This is a genomic window from Paraburkholderia sp. UCT2, assembly GCF_014397665.1.
Classification (GTDB): domain Bacteria; phylum Pseudomonadota; class Gammaproteobacteria; order Burkholderiales; family Burkholderiaceae; genus Paraburkholderia; species Paraburkholderia tuberum.
In genome coordinates this window covers 66,882-81,787 of sequence record NZ_VZQO01000006.1, presented here as the reverse complement: position 1 = coordinate 81,787, position 14,906 = coordinate 66,882, and the positions used below count along the sequence as shown (strand labels likewise).

General features: G+C 62.2%; 13 protein-coding genes. 6 read left to right on the top strand and 7 right to left on the bottom strand.

Features of this window, described 5'->3' with window-relative positions:
• The first annotated feature begins 62 nt into the window (after window positions 1-62).
• Window positions 63-668, top strand: coding sequence for a TetR/AcrR family transcriptional regulator (locus F6X39_RS07110; RefSeq protein WP_187616095.1), 606 nt, complete (start codon window positions 63-65; stop codon window positions 666-668).
• A 137-nt stretch (window positions 669-805) separates the two neighbouring features.
• Here F6X39_RS07110 and F6X39_RS07105 read toward each other — a convergent pair whose 3' ends face one another.
• The gene (locus tag F6X39_RS07105) at window positions 806-1,051 is read right to left on the bottom strand and encodes a hypothetical protein (protein ID WP_187616094.1); all 246 of its coding nucleotides are present in this window, start codon (window positions 1,049-1,051) and stop codon (window positions 806-808) included.
• On the opposite strand from F6X39_RS07105, the gene F6X39_RS07100 reads away from it, so the two are divergent.
• Both F6X39_RS07100 and F6X39_RS07095 read left to right on the top strand, forming a co-directional pair.
• Entirely contained in the window at window positions 1,043-1,360 is a 318-nt protein-coding gene (locus F6X39_RS07100; protein WP_184070281.1) for a hypothetical protein, read from the top strand. The genes F6X39_RS07105 and F6X39_RS07100 overlap by 9 nt on opposite strands.
• 69 nt (window positions 1,361-1,429) lie before the next feature.
• Entirely contained in the window at window positions 1,430-1,681 is a 252-nt protein-coding gene (locus F6X39_RS07095) for a DUF1488 domain-containing protein (protein WP_018425166.1), read from the top strand.
• 285 nt (window positions 1,682-1,966) lie between these two features.
• Here the strand turns inward: F6X39_RS07095 and F6X39_RS07090 are convergent, their stop codons facing one another.
• Both F6X39_RS07090 and F6X39_RS07085 read right to left on the bottom strand, forming a co-directional pair.
• Window positions 1,967-5,791 (bottom strand): autotransporter outer membrane beta-barrel domain-containing protein, encoded by a 3,825-nt coding sequence (locus F6X39_RS07090; protein WP_187616093.1) that lies wholly within the window; start codon window positions 5,789-5,791, stop codon window positions 1,967-1,969.
• Window positions 5,792-6,355: 564 nt separating this feature from the next.
• Window positions 6,356-7,267 (bottom strand): CHAD domain-containing protein, encoded by a 912-nt coding sequence (locus F6X39_RS07085; RefSeq protein WP_187616092.1) that lies wholly within the window; start codon window positions 7,265-7,267, stop codon window positions 6,356-6,358.
• Window positions 7,268-7,513: 246 nt separating this feature from the next.
• Here F6X39_RS07085 and F6X39_RS07080 point away from each other — a divergent pair, with 246 nt between their 5' ends.
• Window positions 7,514-7,882 (top strand): NUDIX hydrolase, encoded by a 369-nt coding sequence (locus F6X39_RS07080; protein WP_184030126.1) that lies wholly within the window; start codon window positions 7,514-7,516, stop codon window positions 7,880-7,882.
• Between the two features lie 103 nt (window positions 7,883-7,985).
• On the opposite strand, the gene F6X39_RS07075 is transcribed toward F6X39_RS07080, so the two are convergent.
• Window positions 7,986-9,227 (bottom strand): cystathionine gamma-synthase family protein, encoded by a 1,242-nt coding sequence (locus F6X39_RS07075; RefSeq protein ID WP_187616091.1) that lies wholly within the window; start codon window positions 9,225-9,227, stop codon window positions 7,986-7,988.
• 202 nt (window positions 9,228-9,429) lie between these two features.
• Between F6X39_RS07075 and F6X39_RS07070 the strand changes: the two genes are divergently transcribed.
• Complete coding sequence (locus F6X39_RS07070; RefSeq protein WP_187616090.1) at window positions 9,430-11,070, top strand: MFS transporter; 1,641 nt, start codon at window positions 9,430-9,432, stop codon at window positions 11,068-11,070.
• Window positions 11,071-11,080: 10 nt separating this feature from the next.
• Here the strand turns inward: F6X39_RS07070 and F6X39_RS07065 are convergent, their stop codons facing one another.
• Both F6X39_RS07065 and F6X39_RS07060 read right to left on the bottom strand, forming a co-directional pair.
• On the bottom strand, window positions 11,081-11,473 hold the full coding sequence (locus tag F6X39_RS07065; RefSeq protein WP_187616089.1) for a hypothetical protein: 393 nt from the start codon (window positions 11,471-11,473) through the stop codon (window positions 11,081-11,083).
• 93 nt (window positions 11,474-11,566) lie between these two features.
• Entirely contained in the window at window positions 11,567-12,562 is a 996-nt protein-coding gene (locus F6X39_RS07060) for an aldo/keto reductase (protein WP_187616198.1), read from the bottom strand.
• Between the two features lie 233 nt (window positions 12,563-12,795).
• Here F6X39_RS07060 and F6X39_RS07055 point away from each other — a divergent pair, with 233 nt between their 5' ends.
• On the top strand, window positions 12,796-13,428 hold the full coding sequence (locus F6X39_RS07055; protein ID WP_187616088.1) for an isochorismatase family cysteine hydrolase: 633 nt from the start codon (window positions 12,796-12,798) through the stop codon (window positions 13,426-13,428).
• A gap of 67 nt (window positions 13,429-13,495) precedes the next feature.
• On the opposite strand, the gene F6X39_RS07050 is transcribed toward F6X39_RS07055, so the two are convergent.
• Window positions 13,496-14,869: a cytochrome-c peroxidase gene (locus tag F6X39_RS07050; RefSeq protein WP_187616087.1), complete on the bottom strand. Its 1,374-nt coding sequence runs from the start codon at window positions 14,867-14,869 to the stop codon at window positions 13,496-13,498.
• Window positions 14,870-14,906: the final 37 nt, after the last annotated feature.

The following is a 14,906-nucleotide window of genomic DNA, read 5'->3' as shown; positions in this document are numbered from 1 at the left end:
GACAAATCTAAACGAGACTGACCAGTCTTGTCAACTACTCGGCGATCTGTTATTTATCTGGGATGAACACACCCTCTCTCCCCGACCTGAGCCCGCTGCAACGCCGTAAGCGGTCCGCCATCCTAGAAGGCGCGAGAACCGTTTTTTTAAGCCAAGGTTTCGGCCTGGCAACAATGGACGATGTCGCCGCGGCCGCTGGCGTCGGCAAACAGACGGTCTACCGCCACTTCAAGTCGAAGGAGGCACTCTTCGTTGGTCTGGTGAGCTCGATGTGCGCTCAGGTGGGGGGACTTCTTGCCGGGGCTCAGGACGAGCAATCCGATGGATCACCCGAAGTCGAGTTGCACGAGTTGGGGTGGTTGCTGGCACGAAGCCTTATCGTGCCGGATTACCTGCGGCTTTACCGGGCCATCGTCGCTGAGGCCGAGCGTCTTCCGGAACTCGGCCAGGTGTTTTACGAAAATGGCGCAAAGGTCGTGCGTGCCTTCGCGGCAAAAATTCTGCGAAAGCGATTTGACGAATCGACTGCTGTATTGCGGGCAGCGACATTCGTTCAGTTGGTGCTAGGCGACGCGTATCTGGAACTGTCAATTGGCTACACGGTGCCCGATGTTGAAGCGCGCTTTGCGCTGCAGATTGACGAGGCGGTGTCGGTGGCACTTCGCTAAAATGGGCCAACCCTGTCAGTTTTCCGCGTAGCGACACTCCACATCAGTTCATTTTGACGCCGCGACCAAACTAAGCGCGTATGCTGGGAATACCACCTTGTCACGCAACGCATCAGGAGCAACACCATGGCCAAGAGTCAATTACGCAGCACTCGCGAAGCGAAAAAGCCCAAGCAACCCGCGAAGCCGTCAGTGCCGGCGAAGCCGTTCAGCACGGTTCGTTCGCGGGTTGCGAACGAAGGTGTCGCCAAGAAGAAGACGTAAATCGGTTGGCCGCGGACACGCGGCACAGCGATCACATGCAACTTGTAACGTTCACAGCAGTAAATTGATATCTCCACATTGAAGGCGCAAACCGCTTCGGGAGGCGCATCATGATCCATCACCACTCGGACCCCACTTTTCGTGGGCTTCCGCTCACGGCCGAGCAAGACTCGGAAATTCGTCACTACCTGAACAGGAAGGCCAAGCTGGGCAAGCCATGGAATACTCCCGAGCTGCGCGGGATGCTTGAGGACATGCTGCTGCCGCCAAGTACCGACGACGACAGCGAGAGCGATATCCCGGGCGACGCGTCGAGCGCCGCTGAGCGCGCAGCCGCGTTCGTCGATCAGGACATGGAACCAATCGAGGCGTATGAGGAATTGCATGCCGCGATGGAAGCCGAAAGCATGAAAGGCGATCCGCACTAGCGGGAGCGCGCCGCGCAGGTAGTGAGCGTGCAACCCGGTCCATCTGAGGCGTAGAACGAAGGACGACACATGGCACTCAGTTTTTCCAACCCCAGCCGCAGCTATGATGGGATCAGGCATGGCGTGTGGTTCTGGGGATACGACAAAGCACGCGAGATTACCTTCTTTGTGGAAGACCGCGTACTGAAGCATTTCGACTCCGCCCTAGGTACTGACGAAGCCGAGGTGCTGGCCTCCTTCGACCGGAATCGCAATGAGATCCTGAAGGTCGCCATGACCCTCTATGCCGAGGGGCCGCAGACTCTCTACACGCTGCACTAAAGCTTCATCCGGTCACCCATGCTGAATGAGTTGATCCAGTTCAGGCGATCAACGCGTTTTCATACAGGCTCGATCCGCTGCTGCCGGTCGACGGCTTCCGCATCCTGAGGCTGTTTTTGATGCACTTCGGCCAGTCGCCGGGGCGATCGCTGACGACTTCTCGACCGAAGTCGACTCTTGATATCAGGACTGGCAAGGCAGTTATCAGTCTCCTTTGCCTGCCTCCATTTGTGCATCCACGACCTGAAAGGTCGGGATGCAGGACACCTTGCACGTCTGGAGGCCCTACCATTGGTAGCGCACGCCGAGATCGCCCTCGACGCCACTACGGCGGACATTGCTGTCTCCACTCACGGCGAACTGGTAGCCGAACTGTCCGTAAAGGTTCAGCCGCTCCTTGAGCCTGGCGGTGACACCGCCGGCGAGCTCCAGTCGCGTGGCCTGCACATTCAGCGGCACCCGGTCATTGGCGAAGGTCGTGGTGGCCTGGGCATTGAAATCCCGCCACAGGTTGGCACGCACATACGGCTGCCACACCGCTCCCTGGCTGCCTTCGATGGTCCACTTCCCGCGCACGCCGAGGCGGCCACTCGCGCCCGAAGTGGAGCCGAGGGAGACTTCACCCAGACCATCGTTCGCGTCGGAAAACGACACGTGCTGCCAGATGATCTGCGCCTGCGGCTCCAGCTCGAAACCCGGGCCGAGCGGCAGCGGGATCGGATAGCCCCCCTCTAGTGATGTCGCAAAGCCCGTACCCCGGACCGGCAGATTCGCAAACTGAGTGGTCGCGGCGCCGTCGTAGTGCGTACCCTGCACAACCGCATCGACATACCAGCCACTGGGGCCGTAGTGCGTCCAGTAGCCTCCGCCTGTATATGCATTCAGATGCATTGAGCCGGTGTGCTCCAGCGTGTATCCGGTTGCCGCTGCGTTGGTGACCAGGCCATCGACATCTGCACTGCCGTAGCCGTATGCAAAGTAGACGCCTGCAGCGTCGCGATGACCGGGCCAGACGCTTCCACGCCATAGGTCGAGACCGGTCTGCACGCCTCCGACTCCGCCGCTCACGCGCGGATCGGCGTAAGCCTCGTAGCGGTTGTCGATCTGGCCGCCGAACACGCGTCCCCAGGCGGAGCTTGCCCAGCCCGAGCCGCCCGCACCGCCGCTCTCCGTCGTGAGCGTGTCGCCGATGCGCTCATGGAGCGTCCCGAGCATTTCGACACCCATCTGCCGGGCGACCGGTTGAACTACGCCATAGGTGGCCAGTTCCGGCCCGATGATCGGGTAGACGCCTGGCGGCAGCGGATCCGGTGGGGGCTCGGTGCCAGGTCCAGTTCCCGGTTCCTCTTCGCCTCCCTCCGGTGGGGGCGGCACGACGAACGACGAGCGCAGAAACCAGTCCTCGGGATTGCTGCTGTTGAGGCCGCCGCGAAACAAACGATAGTCTTCGGCGCCACCGCGCGCCTCGCCGACGAGCGCAAAGGCGTCCGACGCCGTGGTGCCACCGTTGGTTGTCTCGACGACGAGAATGCCGTTGCCCGTCGTCAACCCACCGGAGCCGCCCGCGTTCGTGATACGTACGGCTGAAGGGTCGGCGTTGCCGCCGTTGATGATGAGTCTGTCCGACGGCGAGCCATCCAGACCGAGGAAGGTGCGCAGCGCGAGCGTGCCGCCGGCACCCACGAAATTTTTGACAGTCATCGCACCGAATTGCCCTGCCGGGAGCCCGAAGCCCGGCTCAACCGTTCCGGCATTGGTGACGGTGTTCAAGTCCGTTCCTGTACCGCCCAGGGTTCCGTTCGCCTCCACATTGACCGGCGACTGCAACGAGCCGGTCAGATTGAGCACGCCATTGCGAACGTTGGTCGGACCAGTAAAGGTGTTCTGGCCGGATAACGTGAGCACGCCGTTGCCGGCCTTGGCCAGTGCCCCGCTTCCGGAGAGCACGCCGGACCATGTCGCGCCCATGCCGTTGGTGTCGATGGTCGACGTGGTGCCTCCGACCAGCGTTGCGTTGACGCCTGCGCTCAGCGCCGAACCCACCACCTGTATCGTTCCTCCACCGAGATTGAATGCATAGGTGCCACCCAGATTGTTGAAGTCGCCGAACAGCGAACTTCCGCCGATCTGCAGTGTGCCGCCCGACAGGTTATACGTGCCGTTGCCGGCCGCCGCGAGGAACAGTCTCGACGCGCTGCCGATTGCAAGGGTACCGCCGGTCTGGTTGATCGTACCGGTGCCCTGGCTACCCGTGGACGTGACGTTCGAGCCGATGAACAGCGTCCCGTTAGCCACGTTGAAGGTGCCGCCGCTCAGATTGAGCGTGCCGCTGCTCGGGTTGCCTTGCGTATTGCGGCCGAGCGTCATGAAGTCGGTGGTGCTGTTGCCGAATGTGACCGTTCCGCCCGCCAGGTTGTAGGTGCCCGTACCGCCCTGGTTGCCGATGTTCAGCGACACCGGCGTGCCCGGCATACCGAAGACGACGTTGCCCGCGGTCTGCGTAACCGTGCCCGTGCCGCCGAAGTCGCCGACCTGGAGCGCGGAGTTGAACGTGAGCGTGCCGCCGCTCACGTTCAACGTGCCAGACGACGTCGATCCGGGGACCTGCGTCGCGAGGGTATTGCCGAGGCCCAGCGAAAGATAGTCGATCGCGGTGCTGCCGCTGGAGACCGCTAGTCCACCGCCCACCACAAAAGCCGAGCCGCCCTGAATCCGCGCACCGTTGATCGTGAACGTCCCTGCGCCAGTCTTGACGAAGATGCCTTGCAGCGCGTCGCTCGCCGTGCCGGCATTGATGATCGTGCCGGAGAAGCTGGTGCTCGTGTTATCGGTGCCAACCACCAGTATGTTCGTGCCGTCGATCACGGTGCCGCTGCCCGACAGGTTCGGCAGCGGCACGACGCCCGTCGCGACCCCCGGAATCGGAGTGGTTGTGACGCCCGAAATATCGAAGGTGCCGTTGTTTAACATCCCGCTGGTCAAATTGATGCTGCCGCTTCCCGTCAGCGCCAGCGTGCCGGCAGAGATGGTCGTCATGCCGGTATAGGTATTCGCATTGGTCAGCGTGAGCACGCCGTTGCCGGCCTTGGCCAGTGCCCCGCTTCCGGAGAGCACGCCGGACCATGTCGCGCCCATGCCGTTGGTGTCGATGGTCGACGTGGTGCCTCCGACCAGCGTTGCGTTGACGCCTGCGCTCAGCGCCGAACCCACCACCTGTATCGTTCCTCCACCGAGATTGAATGCATAGGTGCCACCCAGATTGTTGAAGTCGCCGAACAGCGAACTTCCGCCGATCTGCAGTGTGCCGCCCGACAGGTTATACGTGCCGTTGCCGGCCGCCGCGAGGAACAGTCTCGACGCGCTGCCGATTGCAAGGGTACCGCCGGTCTGGTTGATCGTACCGGTGCCCTGGCTACCCGTGGACGTGACGTTCGAGCCGATGAACAGCGTCCCGTTAGCCACGTTGAAGGTGCCGCCGCTCAGATTGAGCGTGCCGCTGCTCGGGTTGCCTTGCGTATTGCGGCCGAGCGTCATGAAGTCGGTGGTGCTGTTGCCGAATGTGACCGTTCCGCCCGCCAGGTTGTAGGTGCCCGTACCGCCCTGGTTGCCGATGTTCAGCGACACCGGCGTGCCCGGCATACCGAAGACGACGTTGCCCGCGGTCTGCGTAACCGTGCCCGTGCCGCCGAAGTCGCCGACCTGGAGCGCGGAGTTGAACGTGAGCGTGCCGCCGCTCACGTTCAACGTGCCAGACGACGTCGATCCGGGAAGAGTTGGGGCATTGCCCAGGCCCAGCGAAAGATAGTCGATGGCGGCGTCGCTGCTCGTCGCCGCCAGTCCACCGCCAATCACGAATGCGGAGCCCCCCCGGATCCTTGCGCCGTCGATCGTCAGTGTTCCGCCGCCCGTTTTGACAAACTGGCCTTGTTGCGACGTTGGATCGCTCGCAACGCCAGCATTGTTGATCGTGCCCGAGAAGCTGGTGCTCGTGTTATCGGTGCCAACAAACAGGACGTTGTTGGCGGGGGTGTCGATCGTTTCGCTCCCGGAGAGATTGGGCCGTTCAGTCACCGTCTGCTGCGCCAATGCCGGCACGGGTGACAGGCCCATGAGCCATATGGCATGGAGGATGCAGAAAGAGTTGAGTCGCTGGTGCCGCGTCGTCAGCGGAATCGTCAATCGACCGCGCGCGCCGCCGGCCAACGTGCTTAACGATGCGCGATGAATCGCTCTTGCCGCCACGACGACCCTCCGTTACCTGCCGGTGGAAGTTTGCCAAGTCAAGCGAGCTTGACTTCGGGAGACCGACCCATCGACGTTGACTTTGGAAAGCATCTCCCCGAACAGTCGTTGCCTTACTGGTTGTGCGCACGCGATTGAGTTGTTGCCAAGTTCTGCTAAGGGTAGGTAGGCAGATTGATTTGTCAAGAATTAACCTGGAAGGCGTCGATTGCGGTCCTGTCATGCGAGTTACCAACGGCTCGCCACCCGAGAAAAGCGCCTGAGCATATCGTCGTGTCCCGATTGGATCTCCGCTTTCCAGATTGCCACTGACGTTTGACTGTCCCGGCGATGCTTCCGGTGAGCGGCTCCTCGCGGCCGAGCGCAGCCGTTTACCAACCGCGCGACAACCCGGTGATACTTCGGCATCCACTCAGTCAGATCGCGCCCGCCTCAGTTAGAGATGCCTCGGACCCGCCGCGATGCCTCCCGCATCCGTTGGGACTTCTGCTTTCCCAACCATTGCAGCGATTCCCGCACGACCTCGGGCGGAACCTCATTGAATGATGCGCTGCGAATCAGCGCCTCGCTTGCGGCAATGTCGTTGAACTGCCCCAGCTTGTTCTGCACGGATGTCAATTCCTTGATGGTGCGACCGTGTCCGCCTTTGATAACGGGTTGAAAAAACTCCAGCAGGTACCTCAGTTTTTTGCCTGCCTTTCGAACGTCGTGAAGAACCTCCTCGTGGGTGTCCTCGCTGCGTGCAGCGCGTCTGCTTCGCTTTTGAAGTGCACGCTGTGCTAGACGGACACGCTTCTCGGCGAACGCCTGAATGGGTAGATCGTCGCAACGCGACAGCAGTGTGGTTTGCGCGCGAAGCAGGACATCGTTCAGAAACGCCTCGACATCGTCGCTTTTGATCATCGTCCGGCTATGCACCACCGCCTGCGCGCGCTTCTCGCGCGCCGCGGCTACGAGCAGTTCGATCGAGGCGCCGGACTCCTCGGCGGCTCTCAGCAGATCGCCTGCTATGTCCCAGTCACGGGTTCGGCCTGCCACGGCCGCAAGACGCTTGAATTCTTCGGTGGCTTGCGCGGTCGATTCCTCTCCGAGGTATGGAGAGTACGCCCAGTACAAAGCCCGAAGCTTTCTGAAAGCCACGCGAAGCTGATGAAACCCTTCTGCATCGCTCTGCGTGGATAGCTCTCTTGCCCTTTGCACGGCTTCGGCCACCACTGGCGCCGCCAGCGACGAGAAGGTACTGGCGATGGAACTCGTTTTTGAAAGTGATGAACCTGCCGTCCGGCGGTTGACTTTGAAGAGAGTGTTTGGCCGTGGCAAGGACCAGTCACCATCCATATTCATTGCAGCCTCGAGTCGAATAGAAAATCCATTTGCCGAGACCTTACCATAGCGACCCTCTAGCGCCGAGATTGTGACGCGGTGATGACATGCTTTAAGCTGCCGCGCGTCCGCTGTCCTCGCTTCGAAACATTACCGGCTTCTGCTGTTCTGTATTAGGATGCTCAATCAACTATGTCTGGCAACGCCCGATACGCCGCCGTGTGGTGCGCGTCTTGAGAGTATCTGGGGCATAAGTGGGAGTTCGGTTTGAAAAAACGCGCCACCGTGATCTGTCGCAGAGGTAAGCGAATCCTTCTGGTCGCACGTAGTCAAGCAAAGTGGGCTTTACCGGGCGGGATCCTCAAGCGTGGAGAACATCGCACGGACGCCGCACTTCGGGAACTCAAGGAAGAAACTCAACTATCCGGCAAGTCGGCCAAGCATCTCTTCGACTTCCGTGGCAAGCAGAAGCACCATCACGTGTTTTCCTGCGACATCCCGAATCGGGCCAAAGCTCGCCCGAGTAACGAAATAGCCAGGTGTCGCTGGGTTCACATGGACGAGATCCGTCGCCTCATGACCAGCGGGCCGACGACCGATATCGTGAAGCTCATGTATCAGCGGCGCAGGAAGTAGCCCAGACCTTCAACTGATACCCCGGCGTCCGATTGCACTGCCAGGAACTAAACAAGCGAGGCCGGCGCACCAGCCTCGCTCAGAATTTCGAAGGCCCGAAAAACTACGCCGCGAACCTGAGCGCCTGTGCGAAATCCGCAATCAGGTCGTCGATATCCTCGATGCCCGCGGACAGCCGCAGCATGCCGTCGGAAATGCCCATCGCCTTGCGCGTTTCCGGCCCGGCTTCGAAAAAGATCGTCGGCGCGACGGGAATGATCAGCGTGCGCGTGTCGCCGAGACCGGTCGCCTTGACCGGCAGCTTGAGCGCGTTGACGACTTCGACCATGCGATCCACGTTGAGTAATTCGAACGACAACAGCCACGACGCGCCCTTGAACAGCGTCTGTGCGATCTCGTATTGCGGATGGCTCTTCAGGCCAGGATAGAACACGTTGCCGATCGCTTCGTGCCCTTCGAGAAACTGCGCGAGCGCGAGCGCATTGTCGCTGCTTTGCTTCACGCGCAAGGCGAGCGTTTCCGCGCCCATCGCGATCGAGTGCGCCTGCTCGGACGACAATGCCGCGCCCATGTCTCGCAGGCCTTTCTTGCGGATCTGCAGCAGCCCCTGATCCTTCGCCGCCGAACGCCGATAGTCGTCGGCGATGTTCGGATACGCGCTCCAGTCGAACAGACCGGTATCCGTCACCGCGCCGCCGAGGGCCGCGCCATGACCCGCGATAGTCTTCGTCAGCGAGTTGATGACGAGGCTCGCGCCGACCGCCTTTGGCTTGAACAATGCGGGCGAGGTAATCGTGTTATCGACGAAGTACACGATGCCGCGCTCACGGCACACGTCACCGATACCTTGCAGGTCGGGAATCTGCGTGCCCGGATTCGCGATGGTTTCGACGAACACCATGCGCGTATTCGGCCGGATTGCGTTCTTCACGTCGTCGACGTTGCACGCGTCGACGGTCGTGACTTCGATGCCGAGCGCCCGCAACGTGCCGAACAGACTGTTTGTGTTGCCGAACACGTAACGGCTCGACACGAGATGATCGCCCGCGCGCAGCAGCGTGAGGAACGTCGCGGTGATGCCGGCCATGCCTGTGCTGAAGCAGATGGTGCCGACGCCTTCTTCGAGGCTGGTGATCTTGCGCTCGAGCGCGGCGGTGGTGGGCGTGCCCTGCCGTGCGTAATTGAAGCCGCCTTTCTTCGTGCCCTGGAACACGCCGATCAGGTCCTCGACGCGCTCGAAACCATATTGCACGGACGTATGAACTGGCTGACGCAAGGCACCGTGCTCGGTGCCCGCAATTCTGTCGCCGTGAACGATGCCAGTGGTGAAACCTTGCTTGTCCATTCCTTCTCCGCTTTTTTAGATCGATTGCTTCCAACCGATTATCGCCTGTAACCGCTCGCCGGCGAAGTCCTTGGCGTCCCGTCCGGCGGCGCGGGATACCCCAAATGGGCAAAACCCGCTCCGCGATGTTGCGCTGCGGGGTTGACTAGCCTCGGTGGCACGAACAGGCTCTAAGTCTTCATCGACCAGCACGGGAGCGAACGTGGCCGACCCTGATCATCCTGGTAGCAAGCCGAGGACGGCGCACATCATCGCCGCGCAGGCGAGCCCGTGCGACGAGCTCGTCATCCGCACGCAGCCCATCACGAGCGGCCGCCCGTGCCAGCGCAAGCGCCTCGCGCTGGCCGCGACGATCGGTGGTTCGAGCATGGCGTTCATCGATGGCTCCGTCGTCAACGTCGCGCTGCCGGCCATTCAGAGCGAACTCGGCGCGAGCGTCGCGGCGATGCAGTGGGTCGTCAACGCGTATCTGCTGTTTCTCGGCTCCCTCGTGCTGGTCGGCGGATCGATGGGCGACAAGCTCGGCCGGCGCACGGTGTTCATCGCGGGCGTCGCGCTTTTCACGCTGGCGTCGGCCGCTTGCGGGTTGGCACCGAATGCGTTTGCGCTGGTCGCCGCGCGCGCGGTTCAAGGCATCGGCGCGTCACTGCTGGTACCCAGCAGTCTCGCGATCATCGGCGCAGTGTTCGACGACGCAGAGCGCGGACGGGCAATCGGCACCTGGGCGGGCGTCGGCGCGATCACGTCGGCCGTGGGGCCGGTGGCGGGCGGCTGGCTCGTCGACGCGTGGTCGTGGCGCGCGATCTTCTTCCTGAACGTCCCGCTCGCGGCGCTGACGATCGCGCTCGCCATATCGGCGGTGCCCAACAGCCACGGGGCCGATGCGCCTGGACAGCTCGACTGGCCCGGCGCACTGAGCGCGGCCACGGGCCTCGCCGCGCTGACGTTCGGCCTGACCGAAGCATCGGCGCGTGGCTTCGCGCATCCGCTCGTATTCTGTGCGATTGGCGCCGGCGTGCTGATGCTCGCCGCATTCGTGACCATTGAGGCGCGCAGCCCCAACCCGATGATGCCGCTCGACCTGTTTCGCTCGCGCGACTTCGCCGGCGCCAACCTCGTCACACTGCTGCTTTACTTCGGCCTTGGCGGCACGTTCTTTTTCCTGCCGTTCACGTTGATCCGCGCGCATGGCTACACTGCGACCGAAGCGGGGGCGGCGCTGTTGCCGGTGCCTTTCATCATCGGTTTGCTATCGCGCTTCACTGGCGGTCTGACTAGCCGCTTCGGTTCGCGCACGCTGCTGACCGTTGGCCCGGGCGTCGCCGGAGTGGGGTTCACGTTGCTGGCGCTGCCGTTCGTGCGCGGCAGCTATTGGGCTGAATTCTTCCCTGCGCTCGTCGTGCTCGGGCTCGGCATGACGATCACCGTCGCGCCGCTTACCACGACCGTGATGGGCGCGGTGCCGAGCGAGCGCACAGGCGTGGCGTCCGGCATCAATAACGCCGTGGCGCGTGTGGCGGGCCTGCTGGCGATTGCGGTGCTCGGCATCGTATTCGTGTGGTCGCACCACGCGGCGCTATCGGCGCGCCTCGACGAACTGCATGTGCCGCAAGATACGCGCCAGATCGGGCAATTGCTGGCGCCGGTCGAGCAAGCGGGAGGGGCGGCGGGCGACTCGCATACGCCGCGCGAGACATCCGTGGCGCGCGCGCAAGCCGATGCGATGACCGACGCGCTGCGGGCCGTCGCGCTCGTCTGCGCCGCGTGTGCGTTCGCCGGAGCGGGGCTTGCGATGGCCACCATCCAGCCGCTGAAACGGCCGGCGGTGGCGCGCCCGGAGTGAGATACGAAACTCAGTGGTGAACAGGCCGCGCCGGGGACCCCGTCGGCCGGATCACCGCGGCCGCTCGCGCCTCGATTCTTGCCGCCGACGAAGTCGGTTGATGTGGCGCGCTGTCGTACCCGTTCATTTGTTCATCGACGACGAAATCCGCGACTCTCATCGCGTCCATCGAGTTGCCGTCCACGTCGTTCCACTCGCGAATCGCGCGATTGACCTTGGTTAGTGCGGTGACAGCAAGCAGTATGGCGTCGGTCTCGGTGATCTTGCCTTCGAGATCATCTACGAGGTAGTCCGCAACACGTAGAGCCGCGCCGACCAGATTGCTGTCGTCGCTCAAGTCCGTCAGTACCGCATGAACTACTGCGAGGCAAGCATCTTTGCGTGCAAGTGCGATGTCTGTCATGAGGTTCTCCAGAGTCCAGGTGCAAACACAATTTATTCCGAGTGCTCCCTGCATGTCGAATGCGCCCACCGCGAAGCCGCCACCGCGTTGCCTTTACCAGCGCTGGTGGACGTGCGGCGCGATATGGCGCTGATACACATCCCGGACCCGTTGCATTATCTCGTCGGACAGCGGCGCGAGGCTCGCGGCCGAGACGTTCGACGCTGCCTGGGCCGCGTTTTTACTGCCCGGGATGATGACGGAGACGGCATCCTCCATCAGGATCCAGCGCAGAGCCAGCTGCGCCATGGAGGCGTTCACGGGTACGAGGCCGCGCAGTTCGTCGACCGCTTGCAACGCGACGTCGTAGGGCACGCCGGAGAACGTTTCGCCGACGTCGAACGCCTCGCCATGCCGATTGAATGCACGATGGTCGTCTGATGCAAAAGTCGAATCCGCGGACATCTTGCCCGTGAGCATGCCGCTGGCCAGAGGCACTCGCGCGATGACCGCAACGTCTTTCTTTTGCGCTTGCCTGAAGAACAGATCGGATGGACGCTGACGGAACATGTTGTAGATGATCTGCACCGAAACCACGTTTGGATATTCGATCGCCTTCAGCGCCTCTTCCACCTTTTCGACCGACACGCCGTAGTAGCGGATCTTGCCCGCGGCGACGAAGTCGTCCATTGCGTCGAACACCTCGGGACGGTAGTAAACCTCCGTCGGCGGGCAATGCAGCTGGACCAGGTCGAGCGTGTCGACGCCGAGATTCGAGCGACTCCGGTCGATGAAAGCTTCGAGCTCCCGCTTGTTCAGATAGCCGCTGGTCACATGCGGGTCGAGTCGGCGCCCGAGCTTGGTGGCGACAATCGGACGTTCGCCGCCTCGTTGCCGCAGCACGTCGCGGATGATCCGTTCGGAGCGACCGTCGCCGTAGACATCGGCCGTGTCGATGAACGTGACACCGTTATCGAGCGCGGCATTCAGCGCGGCCTTGGCGTCATCTTCCGCAACACTGCCCCACGAGCCGCCGATCGCCCATGCCCCAAAACCGATTTCCGACACATTCCAGCCGGTACGACCAAATTTTCTCGTCGAAAGCGTCATTTGGATGCTCATCCTCTGTTTTTTTGCGAAGTTGCGTCGCAGGTGGTTCATGACCCTTGCGGGAGCGCCGGCGACCTTTGTACATAGTGTAGCAAGCGGGCAGGGCCGTTGAAGTAGGGTATGCGTCCGGGCGGAATCGATGACCGCCCGCGCGATGCGATGAAGTATGATTTCCACGGCATCGAAGCGGCCGCTCCGACAACAGGACGTGGAACCCGGATAAAGGTGGCGTAATGACAACCAACGCAGGTTCTGACGGCATCGCGAACGACGGGCTCGGCGTCACGCGCACGAGTGCACGGATTCCGGCCATCGCACCATCGCGAACCGCGCTTGTCGTCATGCACTACCAGACCGACATTCTCGGACTCTTTCCGTCGGTCGCGCCCGCCTTGCTCGCCAATACGCGCAGCTTATGCGACGCGGCCCGGGCCAAAGGCGTCAGCGTCTATTTCGCCAACCTCAGGTTCAGTCCGGGCTATCCGGAAGTCAGCCCGTTGAACAGGAACGGGCAGGGAATCAAAAGTCTTGGCCTCTTCCTCGCAGACCGGATCGCGCCGGAGTTGGGCCAGCAGGCCAACGAACCGCTCGTCATCGCGCATCGTGCGAGCGTGTTCTTCGGCACCGATCTGGAGGCGAAGCTTTCGGAGCAAGGTATCGATTCGCTGATCATGGTCGGCATCGCGTCGACCGGAGTCGTGCTCTCCTCGGTCGCGTACGCCAGCGACGCGGACTTCCGCCTATATACGGTGAAGGATTGCTGTTACGACCCGGACCAGGTGGTCCACGAGCATCTGTTTTCTACCGCATTCGATTCACGCACAACGGTGCTGTCACTGGAGGATGCGTTACTGCTGCTCGCGTAGACCAATATCGCCAGCTCGATTACGTCTTTCCCCGGCGTTCCGTTGGTTTCGCTACGAACAAACCTCGCTATCGCACCAGCGCTTTCGGGCCGCCCGGCGTGACCGAGTAACCGTCGTTCAACGTCTGCAGGAATGCGATGACGTCGCGAATCTCGGCCTCGTTCAGCGCGGGCTTGCCGCCGAGCTTCCGATCCATTGGCGCATCCGCGAAGTCGACGTTGTTGCGATAGCGGCGCGGCAGATCGTCGAATTTGTCGACCTTGCCGTTGGCCCCCTTCGGATACCACTTTGCCGGATTGGTATCGCGCTCGACATAGAAGCGCATCACGTCCTCAAGCTTATGAAAGCGGCCGTTGTGGAAAAACACCGAGCGCGTCGCAACGTTGCGCAGCGTCGGTGACTTGAACATGCCGCAGAAGCCGGTTTCCTTCGCCAGATCAGAGCGATAGGGGCCGCACAGGCCAAGGTCGAAATACGTCGGATCGCGATTGGCCGGAATGTCCGGGTTGCGCGGCACCCCGAGCGCAATGAACGAAAAATCGGCGAATTGCGCCGGCCGTCCACCGGGCCCGGGCGCGTCCAGATGGCATTTTGCGCAATTGCCCTTGTCGGGGTTGTTGAACAGCGCGTAGCCGCGCAGTTCCTGCGCCGTGAAGTCCGCATTGCCCGACATCGCCGCATCGAACTTGCTCGTGTACGGATGGAAGCTCATGTCTTCGGTCTGAAACGCTTCGAGTGCTTCGCCGATGTGCGCGAATGCCTTGTCCGTCTGCGAGAAGACCTGGGCGCCGAAGACTTTTCTGAAGGTGTCGGCATAAGCGCTGTGCCGCAGCTTCGCGACGACTTCGGCCGCGCTGCGGTTGGCCATCTCGTTCGGATTGAGCAGCGGCATCGACGCCTGATCGTGCAACGATGCGGCGGCGCCGTCGCGCATGAAGCCGCCCGTCGGTCCTTCGTCCTCGGTATCTTCCGAGGCGGGCGTATAGAAGTGCCGGCTGAACAACGGCGTGAAGCTCAGATAGCGCAGCGACGGCACCGAACGCGTACCCGGCTGGCGCATGTCGGCGCCGCCCAGTTGCACGGCAAGGCCGTTCGGTGGACCGTAGGCGTGCTCGGGACTATGGCAGCTCGCGCATGACATCTTTCCCGAGGCCGATAGCGACGCGTCGAAGAATATCTGTTTGCCAAGTTCGGCCCGCTGGCTCAACGCGGCAGCGCTCGCGGGGTAGCGAACCCATCTTTGCACCGAGACTTTGGCGGCCGCCTGGGGCACCGCTTTCGATGCCGCGGCAAAGCCGCCCGCGGCGGCCGTCAGTCCATTGCTCGACGGTGCTTGTGCCGTGGCTGAAAAGCTCGCACCCAGCGTGAAGGCGGCGAAGGCGGCAATCGTTGCAGCGCCCAATCCACTCGCCACTTTGAAGCAATCTCGAATCATCTGCATGCGTGCGTCGTTTCAACGGAAGACGGTGGAGCGAAGG